The sequence below is a fragment of the Halogeometricum pallidum JCM 14848 genome, assembly GCF_000337095.1.
Classification (GTDB): Archaea; Halobacteriota; Halobacteria; order Halobacteriales; family Haloferacaceae; genus Halogeometricum; species Halogeometricum pallidum.
Map to the genome: position 1 here is coordinate 146,228 of NZ_AOIV01000003.1, position 23,734 is coordinate 169,961.

The window sequence follows — 23,734 nt, forward strand, 5'->3', positions numbered from 1 at the left end:
ACCGTCAAACCGTCGTTTTCCTCGTTCACAGCCACCTCTTCGCCGAGCGTTCGGCGACCGGCGGACCGCGCCGCGAGCCGTTCCCACCTACGGGAACGGATGGTACGCCCGGTCTAACTCCGCCTCGAATCCCAGTTCGGCGGGCACCGTCTCCGCCCGCGTCCCGAAGAACGGGTCGCCCTGGAACAGTGGTTGCGCCTCGGGAATCAGAACGCGGACGGCCTCGAACCCGAGTTCGGCCACGTCCTCGGTAGTCGTCCGGACCGCGTAGGCGTCGAGTTCGGCGTCGCCGACGCGTTCGAGGACGGCCGCGAGTTCGTCCGCCCCCGCCGGCACCTCCTCGGGTCCCACGCTGGCGGCCGGCACCGCCGTCCCCGCGTCCACGAGTCGCCGGGCCTCCGCCGGGAAGTCGGCGTACTCGCCTATCGCGCCCTCCTCGGCGGCCGATTGGTCGGGGCCCATCGCCCTGAGTTCCATCCAGTTCTGCAGCGCCTCCGCGAGGGCCGAACGCGCGGCGCCAGCCGGGTCGAGCGACGCGTCGGACCCCGCCGCGAACCGCGGCCACTCGCCCTCCCGGTGGACCGTCGCGGCGACGACGGGCACGTCCACGTCCTGCGTGACCAACAGCGCCGTCGCCGTCAGGTCCTCCGCGCGGGCGCGCTTGCGGAGTCGGCGATACCCCTCGTCGGCCACCTCGAGCGCCAACGGGTCGAACGAGGAGTACCACGACAGCATCGTCGCGTCCCGCTCTATCACCTCGTACAGCCCCGAGAGCAGCGCCTCCGCGCCGGAGTTCCCGAGGCCCAACCCGGTCGTGATGGGCGGTTTGTGCCGCGCGTCCGGCGGCGGGTAGTGGACGAACTCGGCGGGCACGGAGACGGCGTCGCCGGTGAGGAGTTCCTCGCCGTCGACCCACGGAATCGGCTCCTCGGGGTCGGGCGCCCGGTGGGAGTCCGGGCGGACGAACCGCGACGGGGAGACGGCCCGGGCGCGGGTTCGCTCGGGGGCGACGGTGAACTCCGAGGACCGGTAGACCCCCGCGCAGTAGCGTTCGAGCGCCTCTCCCAGCGCCTTCATGAACGAGGCGTCCCAGTCGGCGTCGACGCCGGCGGCGAACTCGGCCGCCCGGGCGTCGCTGAAACCGCGCGTGTCGGTCGTCTGTGCGAGGTAGTACGGCAGGGGGAACGACTCGCGCTCGCCAACCTGCGCGACGAGGCCCGTCCGGTCGTCGAGGGCGCGTTCGGCGCGAGCGAGTGCGTCGTCGACGCCGACGTCCCGGTAGTCGCGTCCGACGGTTCGGTCCCGGTCGGTCGGGTCGGGAACCGGGAGGACGGGTCGCTCGGCGGCGACGCCGGTGCCGGCCACCTCCGCGACGGTCCCGGCGACGGAGTCGTCGCCGGTCAGGAGGGCGACGGCCCGGCGGCCCGCGAGGGCCCCGGCGAACCGGATCGCGCTCCGGTCGCCCGACGGCGACCCCTCGCCCTCCGTCGTGGCGGCGACTCTCGTTCGCAGGTCGGCGTAGCGGGTCGACCCCGCGAAGACGGAGACGGCGGCGTCGAGGGCGGGGACGGGGACGCCGCCGACGCCGCCGAGTTCGACGACGACGAGGCGGTCTACGTTTTCGTCGACCGTTCGCGGCGCGGCGGCGCCGGCGGGGGCGACGACCACCGCGAGGGTGCTCTCGCCGTCGACACCGTCGGGCGTCAGTTCGGTCGCGGCGGCGTCGCAGTCCGCGAGGGCCGCGCGGACCGCCTCGGCGGCCGGACCGCTCCCGACGAGTGCGATGTCGTGCGTTGTCACGGTCGAACGGACGAAAGAACGAGGGAAAAATCGAGGGGATACGGGGCGGCGCGCGCCGACACGCGGCGCACGAGTCGAAGGCGGGGTGTCGCTACGCCAGGAGGCTTCGTGCGACGCCCGCGAGTTGGTCGGGGCCGGAGTTGACGAGTCGGTCGTCGCCGAGTTTGAGGCGGAGACGCGGCCGACCCACGTCGATGGGCACCTTCTCGGTGTCGATGAGGCCCATCTCTTCGAGTTTGGTCTTCGTGCGGGAGAACGTCGCCTTCGAGGCGATGCCGACGTCCTCGCCCCACTTCGAGATGTCGTAGAGCAGGACGTCGTTCTTCGCGGCGACGAGGAGGCTGATAGTGACCTCGTCGAGGCCGTCGTCGTCGCCGCGCGCGGTCTGCAGCGACGAGAGGACGGCGTCGAAGTCCGTCCGGGCGTCGGGGCTGATCTCCTGTTCGAGGCTGGAACGCACCCGCGTGATGGGGGGGGTCCGGAGTTTGTACTCCGGCGCTTCCTCCCACACCGTGGTGTGGGTGCCGCGGGCGGCCTCGACGAACTCCTCGTCGGTCGTCACCAGACCGGCCACGTGGTCGCCGGCGGTGACGAGGGAGACGACGGCCTCCTCGGTGACGAGGAGGGCGTTCTCCGTTCGGTCGCCGGAGGTTCGCATCGACAGCGACCCCTCGTCGACGAGGTCCGCCGCGTTGCTCGCGACGATGAAGTCGTCCATGACGGCCTTCAGGGTCGATTCGTCGGCGACCAGCCTCATCTCCGGGAGGTCGCCGTCGTGTTCGGAGGCGACGGTGACCAGCGTGTCGATGACGTTCGGCGTCGGATCCACCACTAGCACTTCGCCCGTCCCCGAATCGAGCACCGTCCGCAGGATGCTCTCGACCCCCTCTGTGAGCATATTCGAACTGATGGTCATACGTTACAATATGACTGCGAGAATATTTAATATTAACGCAAACCGACTATCAGAATCAACGGGTAGTTCCTTATATCAAGCCGTCTGAGCGGGGAATTTCGACTGTCATCCCAGAATTTATACTAACTTCATCTGATTGAATAAACGCCGAGTATAGCCGTATCAACTGTCACGCACGCATAACGAACGCCGTCGTTCGTCCCGGTCGGGTCGGAATTAGGTCAGTTCTCGGTAGAGGTCCCCCGACCAGTGGATGTCGCCGTCGTAGATGACGGGGATCTCGGTTCGGTCGAGGAAATCCGAGAGGTCCTCCGCCGTGAGATTCGTGCGCTGGGAGGTGCCAAGCAGGTGCAAACGTTCGTCCTCGGGGAACGGCGGGGTGTAGCTATCGCCCGCGACGCGCGGGGAGTTCGTGTCGTACCTCAGGCGGTAGGTTCCGTCGTCGTTCTCGTCGATGGTCGCCACCGCGGGCGCCGGGATGCCCGGTTCCGCGAGCACGTGCGTTCCGTCGCCGACGACGGTGTAATCCTTCCCCATGATGATGCGACGGCGCGCGAACGCCAACGCGCGTTCGAGGCTGAATCCGTTGATGAGCAGGCGGACGAACGTCGTTCCGACGCGGGCGGCGTGACCGTCCAGCACCTTGTCGAACGTTACCGCTCCCGCGACGCTGCCCTTCTCGACGAGTTCGAGACCCTCGTAGTAGGAGCCACAGGCGTTGAGGAAGAACGTCTCGACGTTCGACTCCTCGATGTTCTCGGCGGCGAGGTTGCCGTCGACGCATCGGAGGCCGGACTCCTCGCAGTGGCCGATGTAGTGGACCAGGTCGTGCGGGGACTCGAACACCTCTGCGAGTTCCGCCCGCGTGGTCCGCTCTTTCACCTCAACCTCGATGTCCAACCCCGCCGGCCCGGACTCGTAGATGCGGGCGGCGTCGTTGTACTCGTCTATCATCCGCTTGTCGTTGAGGACGGCGACCACCGACAGCGACTTGCGATTCTCGGGGTACCGAGAACGGTGTTCGTACGCCGCCGAAACCGATTTGAACACGTCGATTGGGACTCCCTCGGCCAACCAACCGTGGACGCGTCCCGCCCCGAGGACGGGTTTCACCGGGTTCACGTCGGGGGCGTCGCCGGACTCGGACCGTTCCCGGTCGTCGGGACCGCCGGCGCGGTAGAAGTCGTCCAGCGACCGCGAGAGCCGTTCGTCGGTCCCGAGCGGTTTCGCCTCCGGGAGGAACAGGTTCGGCAGGTTCGACAGCAGGTACGGGAGCGTCCGAACGTGGTCGTAGGTCGGCGAGACGTACATCGACAGATGCCAGTCGGGCAGTCGGGTCGACACCTCCTCGAACGGCGCGTCGAGGTAGGCCTCCAGTCGAGTGCCGGCGTCAGCGCGGTACAGCGACTCGGCGTCGAGGTCCACCTCCGATAGGAGGTCGGCTTCGGCCACGTTTCGCCCATTCGGCCCCGCCCCGCGGACGAGACAGTCGAGGAGGAACGACCGGCGGAGGATGCGCGCGACCTCCGATTGGTAACCGGGGTTCGGGTCGAACTCGCGTTCGAGGTTCGCCGTCCGGAGCGTCGGCCACGCGTCCTCGTCGTCCGCGATTCGCACGTCGGCGCCGAGGTAGTGTACGAGCGAGGACGCCGGGACGAGGTAGTCGAGACTGGGCGGCAGTTCCAGCACGACCGACGGGTCCGGGCGGCGGGCGACGACGCTGTCCGGAATCGAGAGCGTCTCGCCGTACTCGATTCGCGGCGGGGGCGCCCGCATCTCGGGGAGCGACCGGTCGGGCGTCGCGGTCAGGTGGCCGGCGGGCATCACCGACAGTGCCGTCGCCACCCCCGCGGGCGACCGGGGGACGGTGACCGTCTCCGGTCGGTCGGAACGGTCGCCGACGCCGACGGTGACGGCCCGTCGGTCCGAGAACGAGAGGGTAGGTGCGCCACCGGCGTCGGTCAGCGTCGCGGCGCCGTCGAAGCGGACGAAGATGACCGCCGCCCCCTTGACGCGGAGGAGGTGGGGGGCGTCCGGTAACTGTACGGTGCCCTCCGCGGGTGCCGTCGGCTCTCGCTCCGTCTCCGAGTCGACGCGGCGGAGTCGGAGCAGTCCGGGCGGGAGTCTGAGCGCGGTCGCCTCGCCGCCGACCGAGTCGACGACGGCCCGCGGGAGGTCGTGCTGTGGGTCGCCTGCCGTCCATCCTTCGGCGGTGACGACCGCAGAAGCGCCGCCGGGACCTACCGCCTGGACCCCGGCATCAGTCGCCTTCACCTTGACCATCAGGTATACTCGAAGAGTGGGTTTGACAGGTATATGTCTATCGCCGGAATAACCCGAGTAAACGGCTGAACTGCCCTAAACTTGGATTTGAATGTTCTGGCCGAAGGCGCGAGCGGTGCGCACGAGCGTGCACAGAGACGGCGGCCATGACTGCCAAAGTGGACACATTTATTGGGAGGACGGACGCCGGTTGAGACATGGACCACAGCCACGTCCGCGGCGTCGACCCCGCGGTTGCTGACGCGCTGGAGGGCGAAGTGGATCGACAGCGAAACACGCTTGCCATGATCGCCAGCGAGAACCACGTGAGCGAGGCCGTCCTCCAGGCGCAGGGGAGCGCCCTCACGAACAAGTACGCCGAGGGCTACCCCGGCTCTCGGTACTACGCGGGCTGTGAGTACGCCGACGAGGTGGAGGAACTCGCTATCGACCGCGCGAAGGAACTGTGGGGCGCCGAGCACGTCAACGTCCAGCCTCACTCGGGCACGCAGGCCAACATGGGCGTCTACCTCGCCGTGCTCGACCCCGGCGACAAGATTCTCTCGCTCGAACTCAGCCACGGCGGCCACCTGAGTCACGGCCACCCGGCGAACTTCGCGGGGCAGACCTACGAGGTCGAACAGTACCACGTCGACCCCGACACCGGCTACATCGACTACAACGCCCTCGCCGACCAGGCCGAGGAGTTCGAACCGGACATCATCGTCTCGGGCTACTCCGCGTACCCGCGCGTCGTCGAGTGGGAGACGATTCAGGAGGTCGCCGACGACGTGGACGCCTACCACCTCGCGGACATCGCCCACATCACCGGCCTCGTCGCCGCGGACGTCCACCCCTCGCCGGTCGGCGTCGCGGACTTCGTGACGGGGTCGACGCACAAGACCATCCGCGCGGGCCGCGGCGGCATCATCATGACCTCCGAGGAGCACGCCGACGCCGTCGACCAAGCCATCTTCCCCGGCGCGCAGGGGGGACCCCTCATGCACAACATCGCCGGCAAGGCCGTCGGCTTCAAAGAGGCGCTGGAACCCGAGTTCGAGGAGTACGCCGAACGGACCGTCGCCAACGCGCGCGCCCTCGCTGAGACGTTCGAGAACGAGGGCGTCGAAGTCGTCTCCGGCGGCACCGACAACCACCTCGTCCTCGCCGACCTGCGTCCCTCGCACCCCGACACGACCGGCAAGGACGTCGAGGCCGCTCTCGAAGAGGCGGGCATCGTCCTCAACGCCAACACCGTCCCCGGCGAGACCCGGTCGGCGTTCAACCCCAGCGGTATCCGCGCCGGGACGCCCGGCCTGACGACGCGCGCGTTCGACGAGGACGCCGTCCGCGAGGTGGGCGAACTCATCGTCCGCGTCATCGACGACTACGACGACGAGGAGACGGTCGACACCGTCTCCGACCGCGTCGGGGAACTCTGCGAGGAGCACCCCCTCTACGACTGAGGCCGCGGTTCTCTCTTCTCTCCTCTCCGCCGCGTTCGGTCTCCGACCCCGATACGCGCCGATGATATGCACTCTTGTGCGTATTCTCCCGGGTTGTTTGCCCCGAGTATACACGAATCCGCACCATTGAAGTGCGGCGGCCGCGGCGTTGGAGGTATGACGGATATCATCGACGGCAACGCCGTGGCTGCCGAGGTTCGAACCGGTCTCGCCGACGCGATGGACGCCCTCGCCGACGCGGGCACGACGCCCTGTCTCGCCACCGTTCTGATGAGCGACGACCCCGCCAGCGAGACGTACGTCTCGATGAAGCACAACGACTGCGAGGAGGTGGGCATCGAGGCGCGCGACTACGAGATAGACCCCGAGGCACCCGCCGACGAACTGTACGCCACCATCGACGAACTGAACGCCGACCCGTCGGTCCACGGCATCCTCGTGCAGATGCCCCTCCCCGACCACGTCGACGAGCGAGAGGTGCTCCGGCGCGTCGACCCCGCGAAGGACGTCGACGGCTTCCACCCGGAGAACGTGGGTCGCCTCGTCGCGGGCCACCCCCGGTTCAAGCCCTGCACGCCCCACGGCATCCAGAAGCTCCTCGCCTCGGCGGACGTCGACACCGAGGGGGCGGACGCCGTCGTCGTCGGCCGGTCGAACATCGTCGGCAAACCGATGGCGAACCTCCTCCTCCAGAAGTCCGAGACGGGCAACGCGACGGTGACAGTGTGTCACTCCCGCACCGAGAACCTCGCGGAGAAGACGCGCGCCGCCGACATCGTCGTCGCCGCCGCGGGCGTCCCCGAGATGATAGACGGCGAGATGCTCTCCGAAGGCTGTACCGTCATCGACGTGGGCATCAACCGCGTCGAGGCGGACACCGAGAAGGGCTACGAACTCGTCGGCGACGTGGCGTACGAGTCGGCGAAGGAGAAGGCGGGCGCCATCACGCCGGTCCCCGGCGGCGTCGGCCCGATGACGCGGGCGATGCTCCTGTGGAACACCGTGAAGGCCGCGGGCGACGCCGAGGGCGTCAGCGTGGACCTGCCGTAGCCGCGCCGCGGGCGTCCGCCGCTATCGGTGCGTGCAGACCACCAGTCGTTCGTCCTCGTGGGCGACGCAGAACCGCTCGTTGTCGGCCACGTCGAAGGAGTGCGCTCCGCGCCGGGTGAGGAGGAGACGGTCGAACGAGTCGCCGCAGGCCGGACACGGCACGCCGTCGCGGTTCTCGTACAGCGTCACGTCGCCGTCGTCCCGGAGGAGTTTCATCCGGTGGCGGACGGCGTGTTGGTCGAATCGGTCGGCCATCGGCGGTGAAGGGTCGGCAGGGAGGAAAGGCGTTACCCCACTTATCCGAGGCGGGACAGTCGGTCCCGGGCGTTCGACAACGACGATTCGTCGCCCTCTCTCGCGTAGGCCGCGAGTTCGCGCGCGGCGCGGACGAGCGACTCCGACTGCTCGACGGGCACGTCGCCCTGAAGCGCCTCGACGCGCTTGAGATGCTCTCCGAGCGTCGAGAGCGTCCGCCGCGCCTTGGGGTTCGGGTCTTCCTCCAGCCACGTCGAGAAGTCGCGACGGAAGGCGTTCAGCGACTCCGCGTAGGCGAGTCCGCGCGCGGCCGACATCGCCGCGGGGACCGCCTCGGGCGCGGGGCGGTCCCCGCGTTCGACGCCGTTCAACAGTGAGAGGACGTACAACTCCATCGCCTCGTCGGGGTCGCGGCGGCGGACGAACACGTCCACCCCGTGTAGCAGTTCGCGCGCCGCGAGGTAGGTGTCGTCGGGGTCGCGGAGTTCGCCGCCGCTGATGAACCCGCGCGCTCGGAGGTACGTTCGCAGGTCGGTCTTCAGGTCGTCGGCGACGGCCGCTATCGACTCCTCCGCCGCGGCGCGGTGCGCGGAGAGGTCCAGTTCGTCGGCGCTGTCGGTGTGGCGCGCGCGTTCGCCGACGCCGACGCTCTGCATGCTGCCGCAGGCCGGACAGGCGACTTCGCCCGTCTCGTAGTACGACCACTCGTGCTCGCAGGATTTGCACCGGCGGCGGCCCCGAATCTCCATGTGCGGACGTGCGCGGTCCCCGGACAAAAGCCCGACGCCCCGGTCGGCGGCGTTCGACCCACACTAGGTTGATGGGTCCGACGGTCCTATCGACGCTATGCGCTCAGAGGAGGAGATCAGAGAGCAGTACGAGTTCCTCGCCGAGGAGTTGGCGTCCGAGGAGATGCGCCACAGCGGCGTTCGGGAACTGTTCACACATTACAAACGAGCGCTCGGCTGGGTTCTCGAGGAAGAGCACATGTGAGGGGGGCGCTCACGATAAGGGGCAATCCTCACATGTGCCGGCACATTTAATATATACCAGCGGATAGGTACGGGTGACGCTTCGCTTTGGAGGGCCGAAGCGTCAGCGGGGACCAATTCAGGGCGGCAAGCATCCACGCGATTTTCGCGTGGCTTGCTTCCTTTTCAGAAACTCACGCTCGAGAGCGACTGTTCTGTTTCGTACTCGTACCGAGCATCCCGCACGCCCCGAGCCCCGGAGAGAAGCGGTTCGGCGGGCGATAGAGACTGGCGGCCAGAACGGCCGGATTTCGTGCGTACACGCGCGGTGACGGTCGTTCCGCTCCGATATACTTATTCCAGCCAGACAATAAAGAACCAATTGAAATTACCGATGTACGACTTGACTGGGTTTCAGCGTGACCTACTGTACGTTATCGCCGGTCTCGACGAACCGCACGGCCTCGCCATCAAGGACGAACTCGAAGAGTACTACGAGAAAGAGATCCACCACGGTCGGCTCTATCCCAACCTCGACACCCTGGTCGAGAAGGGCCTCGTCGAGAAGGGACAGCGCGACCGGCGGACGAACTTCTACACGCTGACGCGCCGCGGCCGCCGGGAACTGAAAGCGCGCAAGGAGTGGGAAGCCAACTACGTCGACGTCGAGTACGACGGCGTCCACGTCTGAACCGGCGCCCTTCTCGAACGGTATAGTAGCGCGTCCGCAAGTCGTCACCCACTCGACCGTAGGGCGTCGTACGGTCGGATGCGTGCTCAGTTGCGGACGCTACTATCGGTCCCTCAGGAGGGTGTCGACCCGTCTTCGTTCCCGGACCCCGCTTCCGCGTCCGTCGAGCCGTTCGTATCCGCGTTCCTGTTCGCGGCCGGTTCTCCCTCCGTCTCGCCCGACCGATTCTCCACAGACGCATCCTCCGCCGGGGCCGGCGGTCCGGCGTCTTCGGCTTCGGTCTCCGTCTCCGCCGCGGGGTCGACGGCGTACGGCCGAATCGGCGATCCGGTCACCAGTTCGGGCAGGACGTACCGGGCGAAGTTGACGACGAGGACGAGTATCATCGGCGCGAAGAAGATTCCGTACCACCCGAACAGCAGGGGGCCGAACGTGTACGCGATCATCACCGCGCCGACGTGGAGGCTCCGCCCCGTGACGTACGGTCTCAGGACGAGGTCGGGAATCGTGTCCACGACGACGAACGAGAGGGCGACGAAGGCGAGGACGAACCAGAGCGTGGCGGGGTCCGTGAAGTACGACACCGCGAGGAGGTAGGCTGCGACGGGGACGTAGACGAGTTTCATCCCGACGACGGGGATGAGACTCGCCACTCCGGCGAGGAGGCCGACGAGGGCGGGCGCGGGAATCTTCACCCCGGGCGGCGCCACCGCGTTCAGCGCCGAGTAGGCGATGACGCCGATGGTGCCCGTGAGGACGGCGTTGAGGATGTTCCCGAAGAAGATGTTCTGGAAGTCACGGTCGACGGCGCTGAAGTACGCCTCCATCACCCCGCGGTCGTCCGCGAACTGCGTCCGGAACCAGCGGGCGAAGCGGTGGTCGTCGCGCAGGAGGTAGAACGCCAGCGCGATCATGACGAACAGGTGGATGGCGCCGATGCCGAAGAACGCGAGCGTGTCGGCCGCGGAGCCGAGCGACCGGAGTATCTGCGACACCTGCGTCTCCGTGATATCCGAGAGGTCGAACGCCAACAGCGCGTTCAGGTCGGTGAGTCGGGCGAGCTGTTCGCTCGTGATGGGGTACCGCGAGAGGTCGAAGAAGCCGTCGCTCGTCAGTTTCACCAGTTCGTTGGTGACGATGGCGAACGCGTAGGCGACGAGGGCCAGCGCCGGGAGCGCGAGGGCGAACAGGGCGATGGCGGCCGCGAGACTCGACGGACGGACGCGGCGGTTGAGGCGGCGGTAGATGGGGCGCGTCGAGTAGTAGATGAAGACCCCGAAGACGAAGGTGCCGACGAACGAGTAGAAGACGAAGACGAGCGCCACCGCGAGGACGGCGCCGACCGCCCACCACGCCAGCCGGGCGCGGTTCATATCGAGGAGGGGCATACCTGAGAACGGACTCCCGGACGGCAAAAGTCTGTCGTGAATTCTAACGTGTTTCGGCGGGAGCTACGACGGAACTAAAGTCGTCGCCCCACGAACGAGCATCCAATGTCGTCTCTCCCGGCTCTCGCTTTGCAGTCCGGCGGTCTGTTGTCCGCGCCGCTGTCGAACGACGTCGTCCGCCTCGTGCTGGCGGCCCTCCTCGGGATGTTTCTCGGGTTGGAGCGCGAGTGGTCCGAGAAGACCGCGGGGATTCGGACATTCAGTCTGACCAGCCTCGTCGGCGCGGTGTTCACGCTCATAGCCGTCAAGTCGGACCTCGGTGTCTCGTTGCTCGCCATCGGGGGAGCGCTCGTCATCGTGCAGGGGGTGCTCCTCGCCGTCAGCGGTCTGCTCGGCAAGGACGGAACCGGCCTCTCTCTCACCACCTCCATGTCGCTCATGGCGGCCTACGGCGTGGGGGTCCTCGTCGCACTCGGCTACGCCCTTCAGGGCGTCAGCGTGGCCGTCGTCTCGTCGCTGCTGTTGGTGCTGAAGCGCGAACTCCACGGGCTGGCCGGGCGGTTGGACCGACAGGAACTGCGCTCGATGACCGAGTTCGCCATCCTCGCGTTCGTCGCCTACCCCATCCTGCCGGCGGAGTCCTACACCGTCTACGGCGTCACCGTCGACAGCCCGCGCGTGGCGTGGCTCATGGTCGTCACCGTCGCCGGTATCGGTATCGTCAACTACGTCATCGTCCAGCAGTACGGCGGCCGCGGCATCGCAGTCACGGGTTTCTTCGGCGGTCTCGCCTCCTCGTCGGCCGTCGTCGGGACGATGCTCGACCACGTCCGCCAACACCCCGACGCCTACCGCTACGGCGTCGCCGCCGTCCTCCTCGCCGACGCCGCCATGGCCGTCCGCAACCTCGTCATCGCGCTTACGTTCACCGCCACGAACCGCGCGTTGCTCGGCGTGGCGCTCCCCCTCGGCTGTCTCGTCGTCGGGAGCGTCGTCGCCGCGTGGTTCTCCGCCGACTGGAGCGAACGCGTCGACATCCCCCTCGAGAGCCCGTTCTCGCTACGGAACGCGCTCGGGTTCGGCGCCGTCTTCCTCGCCATCCTCGTCGTCGGCACCGTCGCGCAGAGCGAGTTGGGGACGCTCGGCCTCTACGTCAGTTCGTTCGTCTCGGGGTTCGTCTCCTCGGCGGGCGCGACGACCACCGCCATCCTGCTGTACCGCGGGGGGAGCATCGACTCGACGGCCGCCACGCTGGCCATCCTCCTCGCCACGGCGTCGAGCGTCATCGTGAAGGCGCTGCTCTCGTTGGCCGGCCCCCGGCAGTTCACCCGCGCCGTCGCGCTCTGGTCTACGGCGCTCCTCGTCGGCGTCGGCGCCCTCACCGGCGCGTTCGTCTGGTTGGGCGTCCTGTGAGATTCGGAGTACGTCGCCGACGAACGAACTTCTTATCGTGTGGGTTACCGTAGGGCGGTCATGAACCGAGAGACGGCTACGCCGCGAGTCGACACCCTCCCGGGCGAGAAGGCGCGCGAGTGGGTGGACTACCACCGCTCGAACGCCGCCCCCAGCACCTACGTCTACGACTTCGTGTGGGACATCTCCGCCGGCGCGGAGGGGCCGTTCTGCACCGACGTGGACGGCAACGTCCTCCTCGATTTCACGAGTCACGTCGCCGCCGCCCCCCTCGGCTACAACAACCCGAAGATACTCGACCGCCTCCGCGAGTTCGACCTCGTCGACCCCCTAAAGATAGCGGGACAGGACTTCTACGTCTCCGACGGCCAGCGTCCGGGCGAGGAGCGGTTCCCCGGCCCGGCCGGCCTGATGGATCGGCTGGTCGAAGCGACCGAGCACTACGGCATGGACACCGTCTTCCTCTCGAACTCCGGCGCGGAGGCGGTGGAGAACGCCATCAAGATAGCCTACGACGAGTCCGGCGGCGCGAAGTACGGCGTCACCTTCGAGGGCGCCTTCCACGGCCGGACGCTCGGCGCCCTCTCGCTCAACCGTTCGAAGCCGGTCTACCGCCGCGACTTCCCCGAGATAGCGGGCATCGTCGACATTCCCTACTGCGACTCGCGGACGTGCTCGGCCGACACCTGCGACTGCGGCTTCTTCCCCGACGACTCCGGCGCCTCCCGCCTTCGGCGGAAACTCGACCCCGACAGGGGGAACGTCCACCCCGACGACGTGGCGTTCGTCGTCCTCGAACCGATTCAGGGCGAGGGGGGCTACCGCATCCCCTCCGAGGCGTTCATGGACGAGGTGGCGTCGCTCTGCCAAGAGCACGACATCACGCTCATCGCCGACGAGATTCAGACGGGGGTGGGCCGGACGGGGAAGATGTGGGGGTCGGACCACTACGCCATCGAACCCGACGTCATCTCCTCCGCGAAGGCGCTTCGGGTGGGGGCGACCGTCTCCCGCCGGGACGTGTTCCCCGAGGAGAAGGCGCGCATCTCCTCGACGTGGGGCGCCGGCGACATCATCTCCTCGCTGCAGGGGGCGCTGACCATCGACGCCATCCGCGACTACGACCTGATGGACAACGCCGTCGAACGCGGCCGACAGTTCCAGGAGTCCGTCCGCGACGCCGACCTCGCGCCGGTCACCGACGTGCGCGGGAAGGGGCTGCTGCTCGCGGTCCAGTTCGACTCGAAGGAGCGGCGCAACGACGTGCAGGAGGCGTGTCTGCAGAAGGGGCTTCTCACCCTCGCCTGCGGCTACGACGTGATCCGAATCCTCCCGCCGCTGGACGTGACCGAGCGCGAAATCGAACTGGGCGCGTCGCTGTTCAGCGAGGCCGTCGAGGAGTGCGCCTGAGTTAGTCCGCCGACGCCGGCCGTCCGCGCCTCACCCGTCTCATCCGCCGAAGTCGCACAGCACGGTCGTCGAGCGCACCGCGGCGTCGACGCCGCCTCCCGACCGGACGGCGACGACCGTCTCCGACCCGTCGCAGTCGACGAACGACCGCGGGATGCCGAGGCGTCGCGTCCCCTCTCCCGCGGCCCCGACGACGAGGACGTAGTCCGCCGGGTCGAAGAGGCGCATCTCGAAGGCCTGGTACGCCGGGAAGCGCACCTCGGCGTCGACGACGGTCCGGCCGGCGTCGACGTCGCGGAGTCTGATCGTCACCTCCCGCTTCTCGGGGGCGGCGTTCCAGACGACGACGCGGTGGTGGTACTCCTCCGCCGCGCCGACCGACACGCGCTCGAAGACGCTCGCGGGGTCGAACTGCGAGACGGTCCCCACACTCGACGGCGGGAGGCCGACGCGGGCGCGTTCGGTCCCGCTCGCGGCCGTTCCGCTCGCTCCGAGGGCGCCTTCCTCGTCCGACTCGGCGCCCGTCGATCCGTTCGTCGAGGTGGCCCCCGAGAAGGGGATACGGTCCGCGGCGTCCCGCGCGGCGGCGCACCCCGACAGCGCGGCGGCGAGCCCGGCGAGGAGCGAGCGTCGTCTCATTGTCATTTCCCACGACGTGGGGGGAGTTACCTGTACTGGTAACTCAAAGACCTATTTTGTCAAAAATAAATACTTTGTCGGACGAAGCCGGTTCCCCGGCCGCGTCCCCGACTGTCGCGCCGTCGGCCGTTCAGGTCCACTGGTCGAGTCCGGTCTGGACGACCGACTCCTCGATTCGCTCGAACCCGCGTTCGACCTTCTCGGCGGGTATCCCCCACTCCTCGGTGACGAACGCGCGGGCCGTCTCGACGTTCGGCGAGAGGTCCGTGTCGAACTCGTAGTCGTCGGTGACCGGCGGGTCGAGAAACAGTTCGCGAACCCGGTCGGCGTTGTCGATGTAAGCGTCTCGCGCGTCGAGGACGGCCCACAGGTCTCCGCGCGCTTTGACCTCCTTCAGGGCCGTCTTCGGACCGACGCCGGAGACGCCGTCGTTGAAGTCGGTGCCGCAGAGGACGGCGATGTCGATGAGTTGCTCGTGGGTTACCTCCAGCGACGAGAGCGTCGCTTCGAGGTCCATCAGTTCGGGGTCGCCCTTCGAGGTGAGTTGCCTGAGCGTGTACGGCGCGCCGAACAGCAGCGTGTCGTAGTCCTCGCTGCCGACGTAGTCGGCGTCGCCCCGCTTCGCCATGTGCGACGCCTGCGCCTCCCCCTCGGCGGGCGCCTCGACGACGGGCACGTCCAGCAGTTCGAGCAGTTCCCGGCTCGTCGTCTGAATCGTCTCGGTCAGCCGCTGCGTCCGCGCCTCCAACCGCGAGGCGGCCAGGGCGTCGCCGCGCTCCTCGGCCTCGCGTTTCAGCTCCTCGGCCTTCTCGCGTTGCGCGCGGCGCTCGGACACCTCGGCGTCCTTCAACTCCGTGACGCCGCCGTCGAAGACGAAGACGGGGGTCAGGTCGTGCTCGAAGAACTTGGGGAGCCCCTGCACGATGCCGACGAGGTTCGCCACCTCCTCGCCGTCGGCGGTGGTGTAGACGTCCTCGCGGGTGAACTTGACCGTCGTCGTCAGATATCTGTACAGCCAGTTGTGCGCGTCGACGGCGACGACGCTCCCCGCCACGTCGTCGAACGACACGTCGGACAGGGACGCCAGCGTCCGCAGGTCTGCGTTGCCCATTGCCCCTCGCTTGGGTCGCGGGGCGCTTTAACGTCCCGCGTCGGCCGCGTCGCTCCGGCCGTCCGGGTCGCTCCGACCGTCCGCGCCTCCCCGCGTCTGCGTGGCTCCGTCGATATCGTCGAGGAGGGCCGGCGGGTCCGATGCCGTCCGCGCCGCGAGAAACGCCGTCTCGGGGTCGCCGAGGTCCCTGTCGCGGTAGTCGTCCAACCCCGCCTGGTACGTCTCCCGCGAACGCGTCGCGGGCGCGTCCGCCGGCCGTTCGAGGACGAGTTCGGCGAGACCGGTCGTCTCGCCGGTCCACGCGAACCCGGCCTTGTAGAGCGCATCGTAGGCGAACGGGTTGTTGACGGCGATGGCGAGCGTCTCGTAGCCCGCGCCGCGGGCCGCGTCGGCGACGAACGCGCAGAGACGCGGTCCCAGCCCCCGCCGCTTGCGGTCCGAGCGGACGGTGATATAGCGAATCCACAGCGTCGACTCGTCGGTTCGGTCCTCGTTGAACGCCGCCGCGGCGACCACGGCCGAGTCGTATTCCTCGGAAGGGGCTGCTATCGGGTCCCACCGGTCGACGACGACGGCCTTGCCCGTGTTCGACATGACGAACTTCCCGGCGTAGGCGAACCGACGGTAGTCCAGACGGAGCGTCGGTTCGTCGGCCGCCCATCCGAGGACGACGAACTCCATGGCCGAACGTCGGGGGCCGCGGGGTTGAGTGCGTCGGTTACCCTTATTCGACCCCGAGGCCGTAGCTAGCGGCATGGCGAGTCTCCACGGCCGAGGCGACGTGCGCTTTTTCGACCGCGTCGCCTCGCTCTACGACCGACTGATGCCCTCGGCCGACGCCGAGGCCCTCCGTGCCGGCCTCGCGTTCGCGCGACGGGACGTCGACCGAGTGCTGGACGTGGCCGGCGGCACCGGCCGCGCGTCGCGTGCGTTGGCGCGCGGCGGCCTCGACCCCGTCGTGGTCGACTTCTCGCGGGGGATGCTCGCGCGGGCGCGGGCCGACGGACATCCCGTCGTCCGCGCGGACGCCGGGTCGCTGCCGTTCCGCGACGACGCCGTCGACGCCGTCGTCGTCGTGGACGCCCTCCACCACCTCCCGGACCCGGAGCGTGCGGTGCGGGAGGCGGCCCGCGTCGTCGCCCCCGGCGGGGTCGTCGTCGTACAGGAGTTCGGCCCGCGGACGCTCCGGGGCCGCGGCCTCGTCCTCGTCGAACGCGCCGTCGGATTCGACTCGCGGTTCTGGACGCCGACGGAACTGTGCACCCTGTTCGCGGCGGCCGGTCTAGACGCGAGAATCGTCTCGGAGGGCTTCGAGTACGTCGTCGTCGGGCGCGTAGAGGGGACGGACGCGTAGCGCGCTACTCGCCGTCGCGCGTCGTATCGACGCCGAACAGGGCGTTACAGCCGCAAAATCCGGTCGCGGCGTTCTGGAGCAGTCCGGCGCCGGCGAGGGCCGCGACGGCGGCCGTGGTGCGCTTCTCGTCGAGGGAGGCGGCGACGGCGACGACCGACAGCCAGATTCCCAGCACGCCCCTGAGCACGCGGTCCCACCCGCCGACGTTTCGTGGTACGTTCATGCGCGACCGTACGGGAGCGAGGATAATGATACTATTCCATTGACAGGACCACGGCCGTACCTAACCTCTCGCTCGCTCGAACCGACACCGAAACGGGAGAGTCATGTAGGACGGTGCGAATCCAACGGACATGGGAACTTCGAACAGTTCGTTCCTCGATGAACGGGTGGACCCGGACGCGTTACCCCTCGCAGTGGGGGATTTCCTCGCGTTGGCGCTCGTGCTGACCTACGGCGTGGTGAACCACAACGGCGTGGACTACCTCTCGACGGACCCCGCGGGGTGGATTCTGACGATGGTTCCGTTCCTCCTCGGGTGGGCCGTCTGCGGGACGCTCATCGGCGCGTACTCCGCCGGGGCGGCGGAGACGGCGAAGTCGGCCATCCCGCTGGCGATTCGCGGGTGGATTCCGGCCGCGCTCATCGGTCTCATCCTGCGGTGGACGGCGATGTTCGAGGGCGGCGTCGAAGTGGTGTTCGCCGTCGTCATCTTCGTCGCCGGCCTCGTGGCCCTCGTCGGGTGGCGCTGGCTGTACTTCAAGATTGTCGGGTAGTCGCCGTCTCTTCTCTTCTCTTTCGGAGCCGAGTTCGATTCCGCCGAACGCTAGTCCGAAGCGACTTCGGACGCCGCGGCCTTCCCGCTCCGCCGCGCCAAGTAGAGACCGAAGCCGGCGCCGGCGGCGGCGATGCCGGCCAGCGTGGCGAACAGCGCCGCCGGCGTCGCGTAGGTAAGAATGGTGCCGGCGAGGGCGCCGCCGAGGGCGCCGACGCCGAACACGCCGAGGTAGGTGTAGCCGTAGGAGAGTCCGCGCGTCCCGGCGGGCGTGTACTCGGCGACGGTGGCCTGGTAGAACGGCTGGATGACGAACAGGAAAAAGCCGAGGACGGCGCCGAAGGCGAGGAGGGGGACGAGCCCCGCGCTCACGACGGGCAGGAAGAGGACGGCGAGCACGGCGAGCACGGCGAAAGAACCCGCGAGCCCCCACTCGACGGGCAGGCGGTCGGTGAGCTTTCCGCCGGCGTACTGGCCGAGGACGCCGACCATCAGCAGCCCCGAGTAGAAGTACCGTTCGGGCTGGAGCGTCTGTCCCGAGTCGGCGGTGACGCCCAGCGCGCCCGCGAGCCCCGCCGGCAGCAGCGATGCCAGCGGAACCGGCTCGAACGTCCCCAGCCCCGACAGTAGGTCCGGGAGGAAGGTGAGGACGCCGCGGTAGTACAGCCCCGAGCACATGACGACGAGGAAGACGACGACGAAGCCGCCCGCGACCATCCGCCGGGATTCGGCGACGAACTCGCCGAGCGAGTCGACGCCGGCGTCGGCCTTCGAGGACCCACCCGTGTCGGCGTCGACGGCGGCGTTCTCGTCGAACTCGGCGCGCATGGCGTAGGCGCCGGCCGCGAGCGCCGGGAGCGAGAGGAGCATCGCCACCGTCGTCCACTCCATGAACATGAGGAGAACGGCGGTGAGAAGCGGGCCGAGGCCGATGCCGACGTTGCCGGCGATGCCGTGGTAGGCGAAGCCGGTGCCGCGTTCGTCGACGCCCTTCGAGACGAGGGCGAGGCCCGCCGGGTGGTAGACGCTCGCGGCGGCGCCCCAGCAGAGCAGGGCGAGGGTGACGACGACGAGGTTCGGCGAGAGGCCCAACAGGACGAACGACCCGGCCATGCCGAACAGGCACAGCGAGATGAGCCGCCGCGAACCGATGCGGTCGACGAGGACGCCGCCGGGAAGCGCCCCGACGCCGAACAGCCCGTAGCCCGCCGTCACGACGACGCCGAGCGTCGCCGCCGTCACCTCGACCTGCGTGAGACCGAGATTCACCACGTCGAACTCCGTCAGCCAGATGGAGACGAAGATGGGGATGGATAGCTCGTAGGTGTGCACCATCCCGTGCGCGAGCATCACGAGGGCGACGATCGAACGGTCGTTGCGATTCACGTCGGTGAGTCCGGCCAGCGCACAGTTGAACGCTCGGATGTGGGCAGAACGTGAAACGGTAGTATCGCTTAGGACTGGCAATTCAGATGGTATGTTTTTGTATCGAGAACAATCCTACCGAATGATACGCCGGTAGACGACGTACGTGCCAATCGGCTCTATAACTTATAGAAATCCCATCCGGTGCTAACTGGATGGATACTAGTGAGCGATGGGAAAGAACTATATGACGTGTGCCCGTACAATACTATGTATTATGACAGGGTACTACGACTACGTTCTCGGCCTCATTCCGCTCGCACTTCTCGGTCTCACCGGCGCGCTGTCGCTCGTCGGATTCGACCTGACGCAGGCGGTTCCCGTCGCCGCCGCCGTCGCTGCCGGCATCGTCGGGCACGCGCTGTTCGTCAACGGACCCGTCTCCTCCCCCGCGGGACGGACCATCAAGCCGGACGCGCCGACCAACGCGCACTCGAACCCCGCGACGCCCGTCGACGCCGACTAATCGTCCCGCCCTGTCACACTGACGACGTCAGCGTTCACACCCAGTTTTTCTGATAACCTCTCGGCGAGCGACGGCGTCGTTCGTATTCGTCCGTCACACCGCTCGTCGTCGGGCGTTCCGGTCGACGTGCCGGCCCCCTCACTGCGCCGCCGTCCCGCACGTTCATCAGGGTGGCGTCCGATGTACCGCCCATGACGGAGACGCTGTTTCTGACGAGCGACGACGTGGCGGGTCTCGCGACGCCCGCCGAGTTCGTCGACGCCGTCCGCGACGCCTACCGACAGCGTGGCGAGGGGGCGCCGGCCGAACCGCGGACGAAGCTCACGAACGAGGAACCGCCGGGCTTTCTCACCACCTACGCCGCCGTCCTCCCCGAGACGGGCGCGATGGGCGGGTACGCCTACAGCGCCGGATTCGGCGCGGGCGACGCGTGGTTCATGACGCCGCTGTTCGACGCCGAGTCGGGCGAACCGCTGGCTCTCATCGACGGCGCGAGCATGAACCCGTTCAAGACGGGCGCCGCCGGCGCGGTCGGAACCGACGCCCTGGCCCGCGAGGACGCGACGACGCTCGCGGTTATCGGGAGCGGCGCGCAGGCGCGGGGACAGCTTCGAGCCGCCGCGACGGTGCGGGACCTGGAGACGGTCTGGGTGTACTCGCCGACGAAGGAGAGCCGCGAGTCGTTCGCCGGCGAGATGGACCGCACACTGGACGCCAGCGTCGCCGCCGTCGCCTCCCCTGCCGCGGCCGTCGAGGGCGCGGACGTCGTCGTGACGGCGACGAACGCCTCCGACCCGGTGTTCGACGGCGAACGCCTCGAGGACGGCGCGCACGTCACCGCGATGGGACAGTACACCCCCGGTAAGCGCGAACTCGACACGACGACCATCGAGCGCGCGAAGTACGTGCCCGACCTGCGGGCGCGGGCGACGAAGGACGCGGGGTCGTTCATGCACGCCCTGGAGGAGGGCGTCGTCGACGAGAACCACATCTACGCCGAACTCGGCGAGGTTGTCGCGGGCGACGTGGAGGGGCGCGAGAACGACCAGGAAGTCACCGTCTTCGACAGCGGCGGCACCGGAATCGAAACGGTCGCCGGCGCGTACCTCCTCTACGAGAAGGCGAAAGCGGAGGGTCTCGGCACGACCATCGACTTTTCGCCGGCGAGCGAGTCGCTGACCGGCGAGTGAGGTCGGAGTGAACGCCCGCGGGAACTCACAGCGAGAGCCGAGACAGCCGAGCGAACGCCCGGAACGCCCGCGGCAGCGCCGAGACGGCGACGACGCACGCGACGGCGGGTACGACCACGCCGAGCGCGAACGACTCCCAGCGGAGTTGGGCGGCGACGCCGAGGTACGTCCCGCCGCCGACGACGAGGCTGTAGTACGCCGACCGGCCGGCGAGCGTTCCGAGGTGTCCGGGCGCGGGCCAGCGGGCGTCACTAACGTAGCCGCCGCGGAACGCCGCGACGGCGAGCGGGGTCGCACAGAGCGCCGTCAGCGCCGACAGCGCCACCGCCTCAGCCGGCCGGGCGAACAACAGGAACCACAGCGTCGGCACCGCTAAGGCCGACACCTCCATCCCGGCGGTCAGACTCCGACTCAGGTAGCGGTCGAACCGCCGAATCGCCCTCGCCACGCGTCGAACCACACGGACGAGTAGGAGAGAGTCGGCAAAACGCTTCGGTCGGGAGCGCGGTTGCGGACACGAAGGCGGGCGCCGCCCCGCCGACGGTCACTGCAGTCGGTACCGCAGGAGGGCCGCGATGCCGCCGAGATTCTTCAGCTGACGGCCGGGGTCGAACTCCGAGGAGAAGACGGCCACCTCCCCGCCCTGTCGCTCGACGGTCTGGATGACCTCGTTGACGTCCACGTCCCACTCGCCGGCGCCCTGTCTTTCCTCGCGGAGTCGCTCATCGAGGACGAGAAGCGTCTCGACGGCGCCGAAGTCGGCCGCCTCGGCCACCTCCTCGATGCCGTAGGACACCTTCTCGCCCGTCGCGATGCCCTCCATCAGGTCGTCGATGAGGTCCGCCTCCTTCGAGATGCGCGTCTGCGTCTGCACCTCGTCCACCGCGCCGCGTTTGAGCACCTCGTGGACCCCCCTGTCGCCGACGCCGGAGGTGTCGACGACGGTTATCTTCTCGACGATGTCGCGGTGGTTCTCGGCGATGTAGTCGCGGGCGTCCTGTTTCGTGAAGCCCGGGCCGGCGAGGATGATGGCGTCGACGTCCATCCGCGCGAGCGCCTTCCCGAGTTCCGCGAACAGTTCCGACCGCGGGCGGGCGTACTCGCCTTTGCCCGTCGGCGCGGTGAAGGAGAAGCGCTCCTCGGTGCCGTACTGCGCGACGGTGTGGACGTACGCCGCCCCCTCCTCGACGGTGGCGATGACCACGTCGGGGTTCTCTGCGGCCTCCTCGGCCTCCTCGATTCGCTTCTTCTGGTCCGGTTGGAAGTGCTTCTCGATGGTCACCTCGTCGTGCTCTTCGACGTTCAGCGTGTGGTGGTGGCCGAGTTGGTCCTCGCGGGAGGAGCCGACGATTTCGCCGCCGACGCGGAGGCGGTTGGCGAAGCGGGCGAACTCCACGTCGTCGACGCGGATGGTGACGTTGAGGTGTTCGCGCTGTCCGCCGGTGTCCCGCATCTGGTCGTCGTCGCGCTGGATGCGGCGGGTGGTGTCGCCGGAGACCAGATCGCCCGATTCGAGGACGTGCGAGAGATGCCAGAGGTCGTCCACGTTCTCGGGGACGAGCGTGATGCGTTCGCGGCCCTCCTCGCCGCGCCCGCGACTCGAAATACGCATACCCGAACTGCGTCGCCGGTCCGGAAAGGTGCTGCTATCCGGTGGCCCCCTTAGAAGTTCGACTCGGCGACGTCGCGGCGCTTCTTCGCGAGGCCCGCCGCGAACCCGCGCCCGAACAGGTAGTAGGTGACCACCTGCGCGTAGAACAGGACGAAGATACCGACGACGACCACCGAGAGCGCGGCCCCGACGAGTCCGAGGACGACGCCGGCGACGATGGCGAGGAGCCAGCCCTTGAAGTATTCGCTCGTCGCCGCGCCCGAGAGAACGGTCGAGAGGTCGAACGCCGCGCCGAGCGAGTCCTCGATGGCGAAGTTCGCGTACGCGGCGGGCGCGAAGTAGCCGACGATAAGTCCGAAAGCGACGACGAGGAGGGTAGCGAGCAATCCGACGATTCCGGCGGCAGCGTTCGGCGCACCGGTGGTCGGATCCGTGGTGACCGAGGAGACGCCAAAGACGGCGAACAGGACGACCAGCGTCGGAATCAGCACGACGAGAGCGAACACGATGTTGATGAGAAACAGTTTGATACCGTCGACGGCGAGGCCGCCCCAGTCGGTGAACGACGGCGCCGCACGCTCCTCTTTGGCCGCGCCGCGGAGGACGCGGACGTAGTAGCCTTGGAGGATGAACGCGGGCAGGATGAGGGCGCTGAGCACGCTGAGGACGCCCCCGATGACCAGGGTCGGAATCCAGTCGTCGCTGTTCTTGAGATACGAGAGCGCGTCGCCTAACATCGGACGAACCGAGAGCGGTTACTCAGTTAACTCTTTACCAAAAATCGGGTGACTGCGGGGCTGGAACGGTTCAGATAGCGGCTCGCTCGTCGGGTTGGTCGCCCATTTCGCGCACCTCGACGTTGCGCAGGTCGCCCCACGCGTGACCGATCATGTAGTACGCGGCGACCGCGGCGTAGAAGCCGAGGAACGCGCTGGCGACGAGGCCGAGGACGGGGATGGCGTTCAGCACGCCACCCACGATGCCGGCAACGACGATGACGGCGAAGCCGCTTATCCACGCCGTGAAGTACTTACCCGAGGTGAGCACGGGGCGCAGGTCGCCGACCGAGAACGCCTTGCCCACCCGGTCGGTCTCGACGAAGTTCGCCACCGCCGCGGGGATTACGTACGCGGCGAGGAGGCCGAGCACCAACGAGGCCAGGAGTCCCACGAGGAAGCCGAGGCCGCCGAGGATGCTCGCCCCGTTGGAGCCCTGACCCACGAAGAGGGTGAAGAGGCTCCCGGCGACGAGGACGCCCGCGACGATCATGGGCACGAGACCGTATACGAGGGCGATGACCGTGGCCTTCAGACCGTCGACGGCCATGTCACCCCACTCGTCGAACGCCGGGGGTCGCTCGTCGCCGTGCATCGTCGCGCGGACGACGCGGACGAGGTAGCCGGCGACCAGGATGGTGGGGACGATGAGGACGCCGAGGAGGCTCAGGACGCCGCCGATGAGGACGGTTCGGACCCAGCCCTCCTCGTCGTTTCGTAAGTAGTTGAGGGATTCGCTAATCATGGTTATCACGAGCGTTCTC

At 68.2% G+C, this 23,734-nt stretch carries 25 protein-coding genes; 10 read left to right on the forward strand and 15 right to left on the reverse strand.

The features are described from left to right. Positions 1–87: 87 nt before the first annotated feature. The 3 genes from C474_RS01395 to C474_RS01405 form a co-directional block, all read right to left on the reverse strand. Positions 88–1,800 carry a YcaO-like family protein gene (locus tag C474_RS01395; protein ID WP_008383215.1) on the reverse strand — a complete coding sequence of 571 codons (1,713 nt, stop codon included), beginning with the start codon at positions 1,798–1,800 and terminating at the stop codon, positions 88–90. Between the two features lie 91 nt (positions 1,801–1,891). Then, complete coding sequence (tbsP, locus tag C474_RS01400; RefSeq protein WP_049916628.1) at positions 1,892–2,716, reverse strand: transcriptional regulator TbsP; 825 nt, start codon at positions 2,714–2,716, stop codon at positions 1,892–1,894. A 216-nt stretch (positions 2,717–2,932) separates the two neighbouring features. Then, positions 2,933–4,999 carry a hypothetical protein gene (locus C474_RS01405; RefSeq protein WP_008383218.1) on the reverse strand — a complete coding sequence of 689 codons (2,067 nt, stop codon included), beginning with the start codon at positions 4,997–4,999 and terminating at the stop codon, positions 2,933–2,935. Between the two features lie 197 nt (positions 5,000–5,196). On the opposite strand from C474_RS01405, the gene glyA reads away from it, so the two are divergent. Both glyA and C474_RS01415 read left to right on the forward strand, forming a co-directional pair. Beyond that, entirely contained in the window at positions 5,197–6,444 is a 1,248-nt protein-coding gene (gene glyA / locus C474_RS01410; RefSeq protein ID WP_008383220.1) for a serine hydroxymethyltransferase, read from the forward strand. A gap of 156 nt (positions 6,445–6,600) precedes the next feature. Further along, positions 6,601–7,494 carry a bifunctional methylenetetrahydrofolate dehydrogenase/methenyltetrahydrofolate cyclohydrolase gene (locus C474_RS01415; protein ID WP_008383223.1) on the forward strand — a complete coding sequence of 298 codons (894 nt, stop codon included), beginning with the start codon at positions 6,601–6,603 and terminating at the stop codon, positions 7,492–7,494. A 21-nt stretch (positions 7,495–7,515) separates the two neighbouring features. Here C474_RS01415 and C474_RS01420 read toward each other — a convergent pair whose 3' ends face one another. Further along, positions 7,516–7,749 carry a DUF7385 family protein gene (locus tag C474_RS01420; protein ID WP_008383225.1) on the reverse strand — a complete coding sequence of 78 codons (234 nt, stop codon included), beginning with the start codon at positions 7,747–7,749 and terminating at the stop codon, positions 7,516–7,518. A gap of 41 nt (positions 7,750–7,790) precedes the next feature. Continuing rightward, positions 7,791–8,498: a DUF7117 family protein gene (locus C474_RS01425; RefSeq protein WP_008383226.1), complete on the reverse strand. Its 708-nt coding sequence runs from the start codon at positions 8,496–8,498 to the stop codon at positions 7,791–7,793. Positions 8,499–8,595: 97 nt separating this feature from the next. On the opposite strand from C474_RS01425, the gene C474_RS22475 reads away from it, so the two are divergent. Both C474_RS22475 and C474_RS01430 read left to right on the forward strand, forming a co-directional pair. Beyond that, positions 8,596–8,742 (forward strand): hypothetical protein, encoded by a 147-nt coding sequence (locus C474_RS22475; protein WP_008383228.1) that lies wholly within the window; start codon positions 8,596–8,598, stop codon positions 8,740–8,742. Between the two features lie 372 nt (positions 8,743–9,114). After that, on the forward strand, positions 9,115–9,411 hold the full coding sequence (locus C474_RS01430) for a PadR family transcriptional regulator (RefSeq protein WP_008383229.1): 297 nt from the start codon (positions 9,115–9,117) through the stop codon (positions 9,409–9,411). 113 nt (positions 9,412–9,524) lie between these two features. Here C474_RS01430 and C474_RS01435 read toward each other — a convergent pair whose 3' ends face one another. Beyond that, positions 9,525–10,799, reverse strand: coding sequence for an AI-2E family transporter (locus C474_RS01435; RefSeq protein WP_008383231.1), 1,275 nt, complete (start codon positions 10,797–10,799; stop codon positions 9,525–9,527). 105 nt (positions 10,800–10,904) lie between these two features. Between C474_RS01435 and C474_RS01440 the strand changes: the two genes are divergently transcribed. Together C474_RS01440 and C474_RS01445 are read left to right on the forward strand one after the other, a co-directional pair. After that, a complete protein-coding gene (locus C474_RS01440) occupies positions 10,905–12,212 on the forward strand; it encodes an MgtC/SapB family protein (protein ID WP_008383232.1) in 1,308 nt (435 codons plus the stop codon). Between the two features lie 60 nt (positions 12,213–12,272). Beyond that, the gene (locus C474_RS01445; RefSeq protein ID WP_008383234.1) at positions 12,273–13,622 is read left to right on the forward strand and encodes a class-III pyridoxal-phosphate-dependent aminotransferase; all 1,350 of its coding nucleotides are present in this window, start codon (positions 12,273–12,275) and stop codon (positions 13,620–13,622) included. 39 nt (positions 13,623–13,661) lie between these two features. Here C474_RS01445 and C474_RS01450 read toward each other — a convergent pair whose 3' ends face one another. The 3 genes from C474_RS01450 to C474_RS01460 all read right to left on the reverse strand — a co-directional run bounded on the left by C474_RS01450 (position 13,662) and on the right by C474_RS01460 (position 16,053). Continuing rightward, positions 13,662–14,261, reverse strand: a complete 600-nt coding sequence (locus tag C474_RS01450; RefSeq protein ID WP_008383236.1) for a hypothetical protein — start codon at positions 14,259–14,261, stop codon at positions 13,662–13,664. A 130-nt stretch (positions 14,262–14,391) separates the two neighbouring features. Beyond that, positions 14,392–15,372 carry a flap endonuclease-1 gene (gene fen / locus C474_RS01455; protein ID WP_008383237.1) on the reverse strand — a complete coding sequence of 327 codons (981 nt, stop codon included), beginning with the start codon at positions 15,370–15,372 and terminating at the stop codon, positions 14,392–14,394. A gap of 27 nt (positions 15,373–15,399) precedes the next feature. Next, positions 15,400–16,053 (reverse strand): GNAT family N-acetyltransferase, encoded by a 654-nt coding sequence (locus C474_RS01460; RefSeq protein ID WP_008383240.1) that lies wholly within the window; start codon positions 16,051–16,053, stop codon positions 15,400–15,402. A gap of 73 nt (positions 16,054–16,126) precedes the next feature. On the opposite strand from C474_RS01460, the gene C474_RS01465 reads away from it, so the two are divergent. Further along, positions 16,127–16,726, forward strand: coding sequence for a class I SAM-dependent methyltransferase (locus C474_RS01465; protein WP_008383242.1), 600 nt, complete (start codon positions 16,127–16,129; stop codon positions 16,724–16,726). Between the two features lie 4 nt (positions 16,727–16,730). On the opposite strand, the gene C474_RS01470 is transcribed toward C474_RS01465, so the two are convergent. After that, complete coding sequence (locus C474_RS01470) at positions 16,731–16,949, reverse strand: YgaP family membrane protein (protein WP_008383244.1); 219 nt, start codon at positions 16,947–16,949, stop codon at positions 16,731–16,733. 130 nt (positions 16,950–17,079) lie between these two features. On the opposite strand from C474_RS01470, the gene C474_RS01475 reads away from it, so the two are divergent. Further along, positions 17,080–17,502, forward strand: a complete 423-nt coding sequence (locus tag C474_RS01475; RefSeq protein WP_008383246.1) for a DUF3054 domain-containing protein — start codon at positions 17,080–17,082, stop codon at positions 17,500–17,502. A gap of 50 nt (positions 17,503–17,552) precedes the next feature. Here the strand turns inward: C474_RS01475 and C474_RS01480 are convergent, their stop codons facing one another. Next, the gene (locus tag C474_RS01480) at positions 17,553–18,851 is read right to left on the reverse strand and encodes an MFS transporter (RefSeq protein WP_193363639.1); all 1,299 of its coding nucleotides are present in this window, start codon (positions 18,849–18,851) and stop codon (positions 17,553–17,555) included. A 292-nt stretch (positions 18,852–19,143) separates the two neighbouring features. On the opposite strand from C474_RS01480, the gene C474_RS01485 reads away from it, so the two are divergent. Then, positions 19,144–19,392: a hypothetical protein gene (locus C474_RS01485; protein ID WP_008383248.1), complete on the forward strand. Its 249-nt coding sequence runs from the start codon at positions 19,144–19,146 to the stop codon at positions 19,390–19,392. Between the two features lie 191 nt (positions 19,393–19,583). Beyond that, on the forward strand, positions 19,584–20,582 hold the full coding sequence (locus C474_RS01490) for an ornithine cyclodeaminase family protein (RefSeq protein WP_008383249.1): 999 nt from the start codon (positions 19,584–19,586) through the stop codon (positions 20,580–20,582). A 25-nt stretch (positions 20,583–20,607) separates the two neighbouring features. Here C474_RS01490 and C474_RS01495 read toward each other — a convergent pair whose 3' ends face one another. The 4 genes from C474_RS01495 to C474_RS01510 all read right to left on the reverse strand — a co-directional run bounded on the left by C474_RS01495 (position 20,608) and on the right by C474_RS01510 (position 23,715). After that, positions 20,608–21,042 carry a hypothetical protein gene (locus tag C474_RS01495; RefSeq protein WP_049916629.1) on the reverse strand — a complete coding sequence of 145 codons (435 nt, stop codon included), beginning with the start codon at positions 21,040–21,042 and terminating at the stop codon, positions 20,608–20,610. Positions 21,043–21,126: 84 nt separating this feature from the next. Further along, a complete protein-coding gene (locus tag C474_RS01500; protein WP_008383251.1) occupies positions 21,127–22,194 on the reverse strand; it encodes an mRNA surveillance protein pelota in 1,068 nt (355 codons plus the stop codon). 50 nt (positions 22,195–22,244) lie between these two features. Beyond that, on the reverse strand, positions 22,245–22,931 hold the full coding sequence (locus tag C474_RS01505; RefSeq protein WP_008383252.1) for a DUF4013 domain-containing protein: 687 nt from the start codon (positions 22,929–22,931) through the stop codon (positions 22,245–22,247). 70 nt (positions 22,932–23,001) lie between these two features. Then, entirely contained in the window at positions 23,002–23,715 is a 714-nt protein-coding gene (locus tag C474_RS01510) for a DUF4013 domain-containing protein (protein ID WP_008383253.1), read from the reverse strand. Positions 23,716–23,734: the final 19 nt, after the last annotated feature.